At 69.1% G+C, this 13,656-nt stretch carries 13 protein-coding genes; 9 read left to right on the top strand and 4 right to left on the bottom strand.

The features are described from left to right. Nucleotides 1-26 precede the first annotated feature (26 nt). Entirely contained in the window at nucleotides 27-2,522 is a 2,496-nt protein-coding gene (locus HDC34_RS05895; protein WP_179556239.1) for a lamin tail domain-containing protein, read from the top strand. A gap of 237 nt (nucleotides 2,523-2,759) precedes the next feature. After that, nucleotides 2,760-3,572: a hypothetical protein gene (locus HDC34_RS05890; RefSeq protein ID WP_179556238.1), complete on the top strand. Its 813-nt coding sequence runs from the start codon at nucleotides 2,760-2,762 to the stop codon at nucleotides 3,570-3,572. 99 nt (nucleotides 3,573-3,671) lie between these two features. On the opposite strand, the gene HDC34_RS05885 is transcribed toward HDC34_RS05890, so the two are convergent. Further along, on the bottom strand, nucleotides 3,672-5,168 hold the full coding sequence (locus tag HDC34_RS05885; RefSeq protein WP_104312725.1) for a catalase: 1,497 nt from the start codon (nucleotides 5,166-5,168) through the stop codon (nucleotides 3,672-3,674). A 65-nt stretch (nucleotides 5,169-5,233) separates the two neighbouring features. Beyond that, the gene (locus tag HDC34_RS05880; RefSeq protein ID WP_179556237.1) at nucleotides 5,234-5,698 is read right to left on the bottom strand and encodes a Fur family transcriptional regulator; all 465 of its coding nucleotides are present in this window, start codon (nucleotides 5,696-5,698) and stop codon (nucleotides 5,234-5,236) included. 84 nt (nucleotides 5,699-5,782) lie between these two features. On the opposite strand from HDC34_RS05880, the gene HDC34_RS05875 reads away from it, so the two are divergent. The 4 genes from HDC34_RS05875 (at nucleotide 5,783) to HDC34_RS05860 (ending at nucleotide 9,157) form a co-directional block, all read left to right on the top strand. Then, entirely contained in the window at nucleotides 5,783-6,676 is an 894-nt protein-coding gene (locus HDC34_RS05875) for a fused MFS/spermidine synthase (protein ID WP_308807276.1), read from the top strand. 86 nt (nucleotides 6,677-6,762) lie between these two features. Further along, on the top strand, nucleotides 6,763-7,335 hold the full coding sequence (locus HDC34_RS05870) for a hypothetical protein (RefSeq protein WP_104254052.1): 573 nt from the start codon (nucleotides 6,763-6,765) through the stop codon (nucleotides 7,333-7,335). Nucleotides 7,336-7,343: 8 nt separating this feature from the next. Next, complete coding sequence (locus HDC34_RS05865) at nucleotides 7,344-7,817, top strand: SprT-like domain-containing protein (RefSeq protein WP_179556235.1); 474 nt, start codon at nucleotides 7,344-7,346, stop codon at nucleotides 7,815-7,817. 134 nt (nucleotides 7,818-7,951) lie between these two features. Beyond that, the gene (locus HDC34_RS05860; protein WP_179556234.1) at nucleotides 7,952-9,157 is read left to right on the top strand and encodes a mechanosensitive ion channel family protein; all 1,206 of its coding nucleotides are present in this window, start codon (nucleotides 7,952-7,954) and stop codon (nucleotides 9,155-9,157) included. Between the two features lie 62 nt (nucleotides 9,158-9,219). Here the strand turns inward: HDC34_RS05860 and HDC34_RS05855 are convergent, their stop codons facing one another. Next, entirely contained in the window at nucleotides 9,220-10,248 is a 1,029-nt protein-coding gene (locus tag HDC34_RS05855) for a pirin family protein (RefSeq protein ID WP_179556233.1), read from the bottom strand. Between the two features lie 67 nt (nucleotides 10,249-10,315). Here HDC34_RS05855 and HDC34_RS05850 point away from each other — a divergent pair, with 67 nt between their 5' ends. The 3 genes from HDC34_RS05850 to HDC34_RS05840 all read left to right on the top strand — a co-directional run bounded on the left by HDC34_RS05850 (nucleotide 10,316) and on the right by HDC34_RS05840 (nucleotide 13,482). Then, nucleotides 10,316-11,356 (top strand): low specificity L-threonine aldolase, encoded by a 1,041-nt coding sequence (locus HDC34_RS05850; protein ID WP_179557109.1) that lies wholly within the window; start codon nucleotides 10,316-10,318, stop codon nucleotides 11,354-11,356. 32 nt (nucleotides 11,357-11,388) lie between these two features. Then, nucleotides 11,389-11,904 carry a hypothetical protein gene (locus HDC34_RS05845; RefSeq protein ID WP_179556232.1) on the top strand — a complete coding sequence of 172 codons (516 nt, stop codon included), beginning with the start codon at nucleotides 11,389-11,391 and terminating at the stop codon, nucleotides 11,902-11,904. A 114-nt stretch (nucleotides 11,905-12,018) separates the two neighbouring features. Then, nucleotides 12,019-13,482, top strand: coding sequence for an HNH endonuclease signature motif containing protein (locus HDC34_RS05840; protein ID WP_179556231.1), 1,464 nt, complete (start codon nucleotides 12,019-12,021; stop codon nucleotides 13,480-13,482). Between the two features lie 28 nt (nucleotides 13,483-13,510). On the opposite strand, the gene HDC34_RS05835 is transcribed toward HDC34_RS05840, so the two are convergent. Continuing rightward, nucleotides 13,511-13,654, bottom strand: coding sequence for a hypothetical protein (locus HDC34_RS05835; RefSeq protein WP_179556230.1), 144 nt, complete (start codon nucleotides 13,652-13,654; stop codon nucleotides 13,511-13,513). Nucleotides 13,655-13,656: the final 2 nt, after the last annotated feature.

The raw sequence follows: 13,656 nt of genomic DNA, 5'->3' as shown, positions 1-13,656 counted from the left end.
TCCCCCGAGCGCAGAGGAGCGCGTGCGTGCAAGCACAACGAACCACAGTGGCGGCTGCTGTCGCCTTGATCATCGGCGGAGGTGCGGCCCTGGCAGCCCCCATGTCGGCCAGCGCAGCCCCCTCCCCCACGGTGCACGCGAGCGGCGTCGTCATCAACGAGGTCGAGTCCGACGGCGACACGACCGACTGGATCGAGCTGGTCAACACGGGCGACGCCCCCGTCGATCTCTCGGGCTGGGCCGTCAAGGACAACGACGACACCCGCGACTTCCGCTTCGCAGCCGGCACGAGCATCCAGCCTGGCGCCTACCTCGTCGTCGACGACACGCAGTTCGGCTTCGGGCTGGGCAAGGAGGATCAAGCGCGGATCTTCGACGCTGCGGGCGTTCTCGTGGACGCCCACTCGTGGGCCCAGCACGCAGACGTGAGCTACGCACGGCTCCCAGACGGCATCGGCGACTTCGTTCAGACGACCGCGAGCAGCAAGGCCGCTGCCAACGATGTCGAGGCCGCAACCGGCGCCGTCGTCATCAACGAGATCGAGTCGTCTGGCGGAGAGCCGGGCGACTGGGTCGAGCTGTTCAATCCCGGCGTCGGCGCCATCGACCTCAGTGGCTATGTCCTCACCGACAACTCGCCGGAGGACGAGACGCACCGATTCCTGCTGGCCGAGGGCACGACGCTGCAGGCTGGCGCGTACCTCGTGGTCGAGGAGGCGGACTTCGCCTTCGGCCTGGGTGGCGGCGACAGTGCCATGCTCTTCGCCGCTGACGGGACGACCGTCGTCGACGAGCACTCCTGGACCCAGCACGCCGCCACGAGCTACGGTCGTTCCCCGAACGGCAGCGGGGCATTCACCGAGACCTCAGAGCCGACCAAGGGTGCTGAGAACCGCTTCTCGGGCGTCGCACCGACCTCCCCCGTCGTCATCAACGAGGTCGAGTCGAACGGCGGCACGCCAGGCGACTGGGTCGAGGTCTACAACCGCGGCGGCGACACCGTCGACATCTCCGGCTGGACGATCGTCGACGACAACGCCGGCCACACCCCAGCGCCCGCTCCAGCCGCGACGGTGCTCGCGCCCGGCGAGTTCTTCGTCTACGAGGAGAGCCTCCTCGGTTTCGGCCTCGGCAGCGGTGACAGCGCGACGCTCGCCGACGCATCAGGGACCATCGTCGACACGACGACCTGGATCGACCACGTCGAGGTGAGCTGGGCGCGCTGCGCCGACGGCGACGGCGACTTCCGCTCGACGACCGCGTCGACGAAGGGCGCACTCAACGCGTGCTCGGATGTGCCCGTCGAGACGCCGGGACCGACTGCGCCGCAGGCCGACCCGTGGACCGGCTCACCCGACGTCGCCCCCATCGCGGGAGGCATCACGCTCGGCGAGGACATGTCGGGCCTCGACTACCAGTACTCGCCGGACGGCAGCACGCTGTGGGCCGTCGACAATGGCACGGGCAACCTCTACCGCCTCGACGTCGCGACCGACGGCAGCGTCTCCCCCGCACCAGGCTGGGAGGAGCCCAAGCGAGTGCGTTTCCAGGCGGATGCGGGCAATCCGTCGGCCGCTGGCCCCGACGCCGAGGGCGTCACGGTCTCGGCAGACCAGCCTGATTCGGTCTACATCGGTTCCGAGCGTGACAACTCCGAGAAGTCGACCAACAAGAACACCATCCTGAAGGTCAACCTGCGCGACGCGACTGGCGCTGACATCGTCGCGACGGCGGAGTGGGACCTCACGGCGAGCCTGCCGCAGGTCGGCGCCAACACGGGCATCGAGGCGATCGAGTGGGTCGCGGACAGCGAGCTCGAGGGCAAGCTGCTCGACGAGAACACGGGCGCCCCGTACGACTCGGCGAACTACCCGGGCGCCAACGGCCTGTTCTTCGTCGCCGTCGAGGAGACCGCAGGCGTCTACGCCTACGCGCTCTTCGACGACGGCAGCGCGAGCCGCGTCGCCACCCTCGAGTCCGGCCTCGGCGGCGTCATGGCCCTCGACTACGACGAGTCCACGCAGACCCTCTGGGGAATGTGCGACAACGGATGCGGCGGCACGAGCGCACTGTTCCAGTTCGGCGCGGAAGACGGCACGGCCGGGTACACGGTGACGCACGTCGCCCGCCCCGCGGGACTCCCCGACACGAACAACGAGGGCTTCGCGATCGCCGCCAACGAGACCTGCGTCGACGGCACACGCGCCACCTACTGGCTCGAAGACGGCGTGAAGGCCGACGCACTGAAACAGGGCTCGATCGCGTGCGCCCCGGACGAGACACCCGCGCCAACGGAGACCCCCGGCGCGACCGTCGCTCCGGGCGGGACGACGACGCCGGGGGCGAGCACGGCACCGGGAGACGGGTCAGCGCACGGAAACGGGCCTGAATCCGCGGCCGGCGGCACGGACGGAGGTGCCCTCGCGACGACCGGTGCCGAGCACCTCGTCCTCGTCACGCTCGCAGGGCTCACCGCGCTCACACTCGGCGGCTTCGCGCTCACCCGCCGCCGCGACGCGTAAGCCAACGAGACGCATCAGCTGAGGGCAGGGGCATTTGAGCCCCTGCCCTCAGTCGTCTCCCGGACGACCCGTGGGGCGTCGGCTTCCCGGCTTCCTGCGGGGAGTCCTCCCCCGCATCCACCCCCAGCCACCCAGTTCCGTTAGCGTGTCTTCCAGCACGGTCGGCTTCGTCGGATCGCGAGGAATCGCCCCGCCCCACCTTCGGCCGTGTCATGCCCTCGCCATGAAGGAGACCTCGTGAAGAAGCTCGTGCGCACGTCAGCGGTCGCGCTGACCGCCCTGTTCCTGCTGTCGGGATGCGCGCTCGTCGGGCAGATGTCCGGCGGCGAGACGCCAGAGGTCGAGACGACCTCGACCGCGGAGAGCACTCCAGGTGCGCCCGGCGAGACGACCCCCTCGGAGTCGTCCGACCCCGGCGCGTTCGCCGTCAGCTACGCCTGCCGGATGACCGACACTCGCACGTTCGCGGAGGCCCCATCCGACCTTGCCGAGATCTGGGCGCTCGGCGACGACGTCACCCGCTGCACGGGCAAGTCGAACGGCGGGACCACGTTCTCGGAGACCGAGCAGAAGGCACTCGACGCCCTCGGACAGGCGGCCACGGACGACGACAAGGACGTGGCACCCGACGACGTGCGCCTCGCCGATGTCTACGCGCTCTGCGCTACCCCGGGGTTCTACTTCGCGATCTCCCCTGGCATCTCGACGGACGAGCAGTCGTCGCAGCTCGAAGCCGCCCTCATCCTCTGCCCTGAGCACCCGGACGCGGAGTCCGCCAGGACCTCGCTGAACACCTACGAGGCCAACGTCACCGCCGGCAACGACGGCACGCGCTTCAACGACGGCGTCTGGAAGGTCGGCGACGAGATCAAGCCGGGCACCTACAAGCCCGAGACGCCGAGCGACAACTGCCGCTGGTTCCGCTACGACGACAAGGGCGAGTGGATCGAGACGTCGTACGACAAGACCCAGGCCGAGATCGTCGTCACGATCGACGCCAAGGACAGCACGTTCGAGTCGCGCAACTGCGGGTACTGGCGCGCCTCCTGACCACCTGTCGCCCTCGCGAACGCAGACGAGCGTGCCCCCTCGAGTGAAGCACTCGAGGGGGCACGCTCGTCTGCGGGGCCGCGGCCCGCGCCGTTCCGGCTAGTGGCCGACGCCCACTGGCGCGGGGTCGCTGTCGACGGCGTTGGCCTCGACTGCGGCACGGATGCGAGCACCGGTCTCCGGGTCGATGTTCACCCAGTACTGGAACGCGTTCGAGCGGACGGGCTCGATGACGGTCTCGAGGGCACCGGCGACAGTCTCCACGAGACGGTCGCGCTGCTCCTGCGTGAAGACCTCGCGGACGAGTGTGCCCGCCTGCGAGAAGTCATCGTCGTCGGCGCGGAGCGTGTACGCGCTGCGCACCAGGTCCCCGTCGGTCTCCCACGAGTTCTCGACCGGGCCGGTCTGGTCGGCGTACGGGCGACCGAACGAGTTCGGAGCGTAGACGGGCGCGGCACCGGAGTGCGACACGGTCATGTTGCCGTCGAACGTGTACGAGTTGGTCGCGTTCTTCGGCCGGTTCACCTCGAGCTGCTGGTAGTTCGTGCCGACGCGGGCGCGCTGGGCGTCCGGGTACGCGAAGACGCGGCCGAGCAGCATCTTGTCCGGCGAGATTCCGGTGCCAGGCACCTGGTTCGAGGGCGAGAAGGCTGCCTGCTCGATCTGCGCGAAGAAGTTCTCCGGGTTGCGGTTGAGTTCGAGGTCACCGACCGGGATGAGCGGGTAGTCGGCGTGCGGCCACACCTTCGTGAGGTCGAACGGGTTGATGCGGTAGGTCTTCGCGTCCTCGAACGGCATGACCTGCACGTTGAGCTTCCAGCGCGGGAAGTCGCCCCGTCCGATGGCCTCGAAGAGGTCGCGGCGGTGGTACTCGGCGTCGGAGCCCGCGAGCTTCTCTGCCTCGTCGTTCGACAGCACCTCGACTCCCTGCTCGGAGATGAAGTGGTACTTCACCCAGAAGCGCTCGCCCGCCGCGTTGATCCACGCGTACGTGTGCGAACCGTATCCGTTCATGTGGCGCCACGACTGCGGCAGGCCGCGGTCGCCGAGCAGGTACGTGACCTGGTGAGCGGTCTCGGGGTTGAGGGTCCAGAAGTCCCACTGCATGGTGTTGTCGCGCAGGCCCGAGTCGGGGAGGCGCTTCTGCGAGCGGATGAAGTGGGGGAACTTCATGGGGTCGCGCAGGAAGAAGACGGGCGTGTTGTTGCCGACGATGTCGAGGTTGCCCTCGCTCGTGTAGAAGCGCAGCGAGAAGCCGCGCACGTCGCGCCAGGTGTCGGGCGAGCCCTGCTCGCCCGCGACGGTCGAGAAGCGCAGCAGCGTCTCGCTCTCGGCGCCCTGCTGGAAGACGGCGGCGCGCGTGTACTGCGAGACGTCGTGCGTGGCCGTGAAGGTACCGAAGGCGCCTGCACCCTTCGCGTGCGGGTTGCGCTCCGGCACACGCTCGCGGTTGAAGCTCGCGAGCGTCTCGACGAGGCGCACGTCGTGCAGCATGAGCGGGCCGTCTGCGCCCGCGCTCAGGGAGTTCCGGTCGCTTTCCGTGGGACGGCCGTTGGTCTCGGTGGATGGGACTGTCGGGTCGATGTAGTCAGTCATAACGCTCCTCTTCGGATTCAGCTGGGCTGTGAACTGGGGGATGAGTCTGGGTGCGCGGACACGGGTCAGCGTGTCGCGCAGTCGGCGCAGACGCCGCGGTAGACGACTTCTGCCGTGTGCACGGCGAACCCGTTCGGCGCGTCCGGGACGAGGCAGGGTGCCTCACCGACCGAGCAGTCGATGTCCTCGATGCGCCCGCACTCGTCGCAGACCGCGTGGTGGTGGTTGTCGCCGATGCGGGTCTCGAAGCGGGCCGCGGTGCGGGGCGCGTCGAACCGACGCACGAGGCCCGCGCGACCGAGGTCGTCGAGGATGCCGTAGACAGCCTGCAGGGTGAGCGAGCCGAGCTCAGCGCGAAGCGAGGTCGCCACTGCGAAGATCCGCTCGGCCGACGCGTGCGGGTCGGCGTCGAGCAGCTCGAGCACCGTCACGCGCTGGCGCGTCACTCGGAGCCCGGCGTCGCGCAGCGCCGAGCGCCAGAAGGCGGCGTCGTGTCGCTCGCCCACCTCGAGCTCGGTTGTCGTTGCCATGCGTCCATGCTGGCAGTTGTTTTGAACGATTCCAAACAAGGCCACCCTTGCTCGAACCCAGCGTGTCTCTGCTTGACTTGCCAGGTGCCGTCAGCCAGCGAGAAGACCCCCAGCAGCTCCAGCCCGCAGAGCGTCAAGCTCGACTCAGGAGCCCAAGCCCGCTTCTCGCGCGACGGAGAAGAGTGGACCCTGATCGTCGACGGCACCCCTCAATCGGCCGTCAACCCGCTCGACCCGAGAGAGCTCTCGTTCGGGTACATCCGCCACATGGGCTACGTCCTCGACCTCGCCTTCCCCGAATCAGCGGCCATCACGGCCCTGCACCTCGGAGCCGGGGCGCTCACCATCCCCCGCTACGTCGACGCCACCCGGCCCCGCTCACGACAGCAGGTCGTCGAGCTCGAGCGCTCGCTCGTCGACTTCGTGCGCGAGGTCGTGCCGCTGCCGGCCGGGGCGAGCATCCGGGTCCGCTACGGGGATGCGCGTGAGCAGCTCGGCAGACTCCCCCGCGGCCTGCTCGGCTCCGTCGACGCGATCGTCGTCGACATCTTCTCTGGCGCGCAGACCCCGGCTCACGTGACGAGCGTGGAGTTCTTCGCCGAGCTCGAACCGTTCTTGAAGCCCGACGGAGTCGTGCTCGTGAACATCGCCGACGGCCACGACCTCGCGTTCGCCCGCGCGGAGGTCGCGACGCTGCTCGAGGTGTTCGGCGAGGTCGCGCTCGTCGGCGACCCCGCCATGCTGAAGGGCCGGCGTTTCGGCAACATCGCGGCCGTCGCCTCGCGCTCCGCCGATGCACTCGCGCTGCCCGGACTCGAGCGACGCGTCGCGTCGGGCTTCCCGCCAGCCGTCGTCGTTCGCGGCAAGGCCGTGCGCGAGTTCACCCGCGGCGCCGAGCCGGCCAGGGACGCATCGGCGACAGCGTCGCCCCTGCCAGGGAAGAGCCTCTTCCGCGAGCGCAGACAGGGCGGCTGGTGAACCCCGCCGACACCTGATCGGATCCGCTGTCCACAACCCGGCGAGGGATGCACCCAAACCGCCGCCGCTGCGACTAACCTGCTGGGGTGTCAGACGCTCCCATCATCCTCGGCTACGACCCGGAGACCCTCCGCGAGCGCATCGACGTCGACGCCGCGGAGGCTCGCCTCGCGGAGATCGCCGTGCTGCGATCCCTCACCGCGCTGAACGAGAAGGTCGCGCTGCTTCGCATGCTCGGCCGCCTCGACGAGGCGTTCGACACGGCGCAGACCGCGTACCGCCAGTCGCGCTTCACCGGCGCCCGCGAGGACGCCCTCGCGGCACGCGTCCGCAAGGCGCAGGTGCAGCAGTTCCAGGGCAAGCACGACGTCGCACTCCAGGACCTGACCGGCTGCGTCGACGAGGCGCTCACCCATGAGTGGGACGAACTGGCCGCGTTCGCGCTGCAGCACCGCGGCAAGGTGCGCTTCGAGCAGCGCGAGTACACGGAGGCGCTCGTCGACTTCGAGCGGGCCCACGAGCTGCGCCTCGCACGCGGCGTGGCTGCCGACCAGCTGCAGTCGTCGAAGTTCGCGATCCGCGTGACCCGGGCGATCCTCGAGGGCGACGAGGAGCCCTCCTCGGAACTGAGCGAACCGATCACCTCGATCGACTCCTAAGCGGCGCGGTGGCCGACCTGGCCAAGGTGCAGGTGTGGGCGGAAGCCCTCATCCGCATGCACCTCGACGACAGCTGGAGCTTCGGCTTCGACCACGCGAAGAAGCGCGCGGGCGCCTGCAACTTCCGAGACAAGCGCATCACAGTCTCGCGGTACCTGTCGGCGAGGTACGACGACGACACCGTGCACCAGACGCTCCTGCACGAGGTCGCCCACGCGGTCGCCGGCCACAAGGCGGGGCACGGGCCGGAATGGAAGCGCATCGCGGATGAGCTCGGCTACGTCGGCGGGCGCACGCACGACGGTGAAGTTGCGTCCGAGTTCGCCAAGTGGGTCGGCACCTGTCCGAACGGGCACGAAGTGCTGAGGTTCCGTCGCCCGACCAACGGCAGACTCGTGTCCTGCCTGCGCTGCGCGCCCTCCTTCGACCGGAGGTTCCTCATCCGGTGGCGGGAGCGCTCGGACGCAGAGCGCAGGGCCTGACGCTCCGGCGCGCCCCGCTTCTGGTCACAAGCCAGGGAGCACGGAGACTCGGTCACTAGCGTGGGTTGCTCCAGCCCTCCGCGCCGCCTGCTTCCGCGGGCCCGAAGAGGGACCTCCACTCCCCAAGGAGGAACGTGCTCGATCCCTGGCTCGCTTTTGCCATCTCACTCGCTGTCGCCGTCGCGGCCGCGGTCGCCCTGACCGCTGCCGTCGCCCTCATCATCCGCCTGGTCGCGAAGCGAATGCGCTGGCCCGAACCGCTTGTGCGGCACACGCGGCGCCCCTTCCGCGTCGTCGTGCTCATAATCGCGCTGTGGATCGCCGTCGCAGTAGCGTTCCCCGCCTCCGGCGAGGGCTCCTGGCGCGAGGTGATCTACCACGCGCTGACGATCTGCGTCATCGCCGCTGGCGCCTGGCTCATGGCCGGCCTCGTCGCCTTCTCGACCGACATCACGCTCGGCCGCAACCGCATCGACGTGGCGAACAACCGGGTCGCTCGTCGCATCCGCACCCAGACCCTGATCCTGCGACGCCTGGCGGTCGCCGTCATCGTGATCATCGCGTTGGGGGCGATCCTCCTGACGTTCCCCGCAGTGCGCACCGTCGGCGCCAGCCTCCTCGCCTCGGCCGGCATCGCGTCGGTCGTCGCGGGACTCGCCGCGCAGTCGGTGCTCGCGAACATCTTCGCCGGCCTGCAGCTCGTGTTCAGCGAGGCCCTGCGGGTCGACGACGTCGTGGTGGTCGAGGACGAGTGGGGCCGGATCGGCGAGATCACGCTGAGCTACGTGGTCGTGGACCTCTGGGACGACCGGCGTCTCGTGCTGCCGTGCACCTACTTCACGACGCAGCCGTTCCAGAACTGGACGAGGCAGGGCAGTGAGCTGCTCGGCTCGGTCGAGCTCGACGTCGACTGGCGGGTCTCTCCAGCCCTCATGCGCGAGCGCCTCGCGGAGGTGCTCACGCAGACCGACCTCTGGGATGGCCGCGCCCAGGTGCTCCAGGTGACCGAGGCCACGGGTGGGCTCGTCCGCATCCGCATCCTCGTGACGGCGGTGGATGCGCCGACCCTGTTCGACCTCCGGTGCTTCGTGCGCGAGGCCATGGTCACCTGGCTGCAGCGCACCATGCCGTCGGCACTGCCGGTGCAGCGGGTGCTCATCACCGAGCCCGCGGTTCCAGATGACGCTGCATCACGTGCGTCTCAGGACGAAGACACCCGCAGCGATGACACGAGTGCGGGAGGTTCTGGGCTCTTCACGGGAAGCGTCGAGGCCCAGGAGCGGGCATCGGTGTTCACGAATGCGATTCCCGTCGTCGACGCGGAGGATCGCGATCGTTGAGGCCTTGCCGGGCCGGGGCTGGGGCTGGGGCGGGCTGAGGCCGAGTTCTCGGGCCGTGCGCGTCAGGCGTCGCGGGTTCGACCGCGGGGTTTGAGGCGCACGGTCGGGAGGGCCGGGGCAGCGAGTGTCTTCCCGTCGTGACTGTCGACGGCGCCGAAGCGCGCATCCGCTGACAGCGACGCCCTGGTCGCTTCCCACTCTGTTCGCGCCGCCGCGACGTCCTCGTGCGAGGAGCCGACGAAGTTCCAGAACATGACGATCTCTTCCTCAAAGGGCAGGCCTCCGAGCAGCAGCGCGCGTCCGCCCTCCGCCGCACCCACGACGGTACGTCCCGTCCCGGCGGGCAGGTAGCCGACGGCGCCCACGGGAAGTTCCACGTCGTCGACCGTGATGCCAGGCGAGCATGCCAGCACACCGTGCTCGAAGGCCGGATCCAGTGCGAGTTCAGCTTCCGAGCAGCCCGGGAACGCGAGCTCGACCCCCACGAGCGGCGAGAAGCTCGGGGCGTCGGAGCGCAGACCGGCGTACTCCCCCATGAAGACGGTCGCCTCGACGCGCCCGTCCACTCCCGTCGACGCCTCGAGCTGCGTCGACGGACACCGGTCCAGACCCGCGAAGGCGGGCGCCATGCCGCGACGCTCGGCGGGCAGCGCGACCCAGAGCTGCACCCCGTGGAGCACCGGCGCACGGGTCGAACGTGTCGGCGAGACCTCGGAGTGCGCGATCCCCTGGCCCGCCGTCATCACGTTGACGCCACCGGGCGCGACCTCGTGGACGCTGCCGATCGAGTCGCGGTGCAGCACCTCGCCGGAGAACAGCCAGCTCACCGTCTGCAGGCCCGTGTGCGGGTGCGGGGCGACGTCCATCCCGCCATCCGACGGCAGGTCGACCGGGCCGTAGTGGTCGATGAAGCACCACGCCCCGATGAAGTGGCGGTACTTGTTGGGGACCGAGCGCAGGACGGGCAGCGAGCGGGGTCCGCCGAGCGGCACCTCGCGGGGCAGCAGCAGCTCGATGCCCGCGATGACCTGGCCGGTCTCGTAGGCGTCCTGCAGCCGCGCCTCGATGGGGTTCGCCTCGGCGTTGCTCATATACCGAGGGTAGACGCGAACACATGAGTTTTCATCGACCCGTGGCGTGCGCGAGAATGGATCGGTGATTTCGCAGCTGCACGACCCCAGCATCCGCACGTTCACGAGCGACAACGCCGCGGGCGCCCACCCGCAGGTGCTGGATGCGCTGGTCACCGCGAACGGCGGGCACGTCGGCGCGTACGGGGCCGACCCGTACTCGACGGCGTTCCAGAACCTGTGTCGCGAGCTCTTCGGAGAGGCAGCCATCGGCCTGCCGGTCTTCAACGGCTCGGGCGCCAACGTCGTCGCGCTGCAGTCGATGGTCCCGCGCTGGGGCGGAGTCGTGTGCCCAGCATCCGCGCACATCAACACCGACGAGAACGCGGCACCCGAGCGGGTCGGCGGGGTCAAGCTGCTGACCGTCGAGACCCCGGACGGGAAGCTCACCCCCGCCGACGTCGAGCGCGCGGCGAGCGTCCGGCGCGACGTGCACCGTGCCACGCCGCTCGCCGTGAGCATCAGCCAGGCAACCGAGGTCGGCACCGCATACTCGCCGGACGAGGTCCGCGCACTGGCCGACGCCGCCCACGCAAACGGCATGTGGCTGCACGTCGACGGCGCTCGCCTCTCGAACGCCGCCGCGCACTTCGGCTGCACGCTCGCCGAGGTCTCGAGCGCCGCGGGGGCCGACGTCATCAGCCTGGGTGGGACCAAGAACGGGGCACTCGCCGCCGAGGCCGTGGTCGTCGTCAACCCGGAAGCCGTGTACGGCGTCGAAGAGGCTCGAAAGATCGACCTGCAGCTGTCATCGAAGATGCGCTTCGTCTCAGCGCAGCTGCTCGCGCTGTTCGGCGGCGAGCTGTGGCGCGAGAACGCCGAGCACGCGAACGCCATGGCCGCTCGCCTCGCCGCCGGCATCGACTCCATCGACGGCTGCTCGGTACCGCTCCCCCGCCAGGCAAACGGCGTCTTCGCCGTGCTGCCGGGCGAGGTCGCCGAGCGCGTCAGCGAGAGCTACGCGTTCCACACCTGGGACGCCTCCACCGGCCTCGTGCGCTTCCTCTGCTCCTGGGACACCACCGACGGCGACGTGGATGGACTCATCGCGGCTGTCGCGGGCGCGTAGGACGTGACGCTTCGGCGGGTAGCCTCGGGGCCGTGACTGACTACATCGCCTGGGAACGCCTCTGCACGCTGATCGATGACGACCCGGAGATCTGGCCGAGCGTCCAGGAGGTGCTGCACGTCGGGGCCGATGATGACCGCGAAGAGGATGACGGCGACGACCACCAGGCAGACACCGACGAGAGCGGCGTCGAGGAGGACGACGGCGCCGACGAGGCCTGGGGCGCCCTCATCGACGCGCTCGATGACTGTGGCGCCCTCGCGTACCTCCACGCCGACGACACCGCAATGGAACTCGCGGATGCCCTCGCCGGCGTACCTCGAGTCGTCCGCATCGGGCTCGACACCGACGAGATCGGAGACGTGGACGGGGATGTGCCAACCGCATCCGCCGCCGCGGACGCGCTGCTTGCACCCGCCGGTCTCGCGCTCGTGTTCCTAGAGGAGGACAGCGACGCCTATCCGCTGGTCGTCGTGCCGCGCGAATCCGTGACCGAGATCGTCGACACGGCGGCCGCGCTCGGGTTCGTGGCGCGCCAGCTCTCCTAGCGGGCGCGAGTCCCCCTCGGTCTGTCGTCGGAGCGGCGCAGACCTAGGAATTCGGAGCCAGAAAGTTACTGACTATTCCTAGTAACTAGATTCTAGTAATGCTAGGGTTGACCCATGTACCAGCCGGCAGCGAGCTTCGAGGAGCGGTGGCGTTTCGACGTCAACGACCCAGCCTCCGTCGCCGCCGAACGCGCTGCGATCCTGTCCGAGACCGCCCGCATCGAGTCAGCCAGGCGCGCTATCGACGCTGAGGCGATCCTGCTCGAGGCTCGCGCGTACAACTTCGGCTACCTCCTCGACCTTGCCGACGGCCACCCCGAGATGGGCATGCACGTCCGTTCGATCTCGGCGGAGATCTCGTTCGAAGTGCAGGCGAAGCACAGTCTCGTGATTCGGCAGCTCGCCGGGTCGTGGAACGCCGTCCGGGAGTTCCCCGCCGCAGTGGATGCAGTGGCAGACGGACGCATCTCCGGCCACCACCTCGACGCCATCGTCTCGTCAGGGCTTCTCATCTCCCACGAAGTGGAATCCGAGCAGGCTTCGCTCCGCGCCCGCTACGTCGAGATCGCTCTCGACCAGGTGAGCGGACAGATCCTCACGGAGGCGGCACTCAGGCGCATCACCGCTCGCATCGCGGAGGAACTCACGCAGATCCCACTCGCGGAGCGGCGCCGAAAAACGCGCATGAAGGGCTTCGTCTCTGTGACCGACGCGGGCGATGGTCACGGAGTGCTGCACGTCGGAGGGTCGCTCCTCCTGCTCACCGCCGTTCGCGACAGAGTCCGCAAGCAGGCGACGCGTGTCCTGCGGGCACGCACCAAGGCCGAGAAGGCCGCCGCTGCCGCCGGCGGACTTCCAGAGTCAGAACCCGACGAGCGAACACTTGGAGAAGTCAGCGCCGACCTTGTCTGCGACCAGCTCCTCACGAGCGACCCCACCTCGACAACCGCAGCCAATGGCGTCCAGGCGACGGTGAACCTGGTCATCCCAGCAACAACCCTGCTCGCCGACCAACGCGAACCCGGCCGTCCCCCGGCGCTCCTCGACGGCCTCTCACCCGTGCCGATCGACGAAGCCAAGCGCTTGGCCGCACTGGCACCGATGTTCACGAGGATTCTGACACACCCCATAACCGGGACCGTACTCGCCGTCGACACGTACACGCCGACCGCGGCCATGCGGAGATTCCTGGCAGCCCGCGACGTCCACTGCCGTTTCCCGGGCTGCCGCCTCCCAGCACGCGCCTGCCAGATCGACCACACCCAGGAATGGCAGCACGGTGGGAAAACCTGCCTCGGGAACCTCGAACACCTCTGCGTCTTCCACCACGTCATGCGCCACGCCACACCGTGGTCAGTCGACCAGCTCGAAGGCGGAGTCCTCGAGTGGAAGACGCCAGGAGGAACAGTCCTGGCCGACAAACCCGAGCGGCAGGGCGTTCGGTTCGTGCCGACAGCCGAAATCAACGCGCAGAGCGAAGCCCCATCCACGGCCGACCCCTCGACCGCGACCACATCCGGGGGGCCATCCGGACCTCAGATGGAACGAGACCCGAGCAACGATCCGCCGCCATTCTGACGCGGGGCGACGCACATGCCGATCTCGTCTACACCTCTTCGATGCCGACGCCGCGCAGGAGGAGCCTCTGCTCGCCCACACCCGAGCGTTCTGACACGAAGAGCTGCGAGAACAGCCTCTGCAGGCGCATGGCCATCGAGAGCCCGCCATCGGTGCGGACGGAAATGCTCATGT

The organism is Pseudoclavibacter sp. JAI123, assembly GCF_013409665.1.
Classification (GTDB): domain Bacteria; phylum Actinomycetota; class Actinomycetes; order Actinomycetales; family Microbacteriaceae; genus Pseudoclavibacter.
The sequence above is the reverse complement of the archived record's forward strand: the minus strand, read 5'-3'. Positions and strand labels throughout refer to the sequence as shown.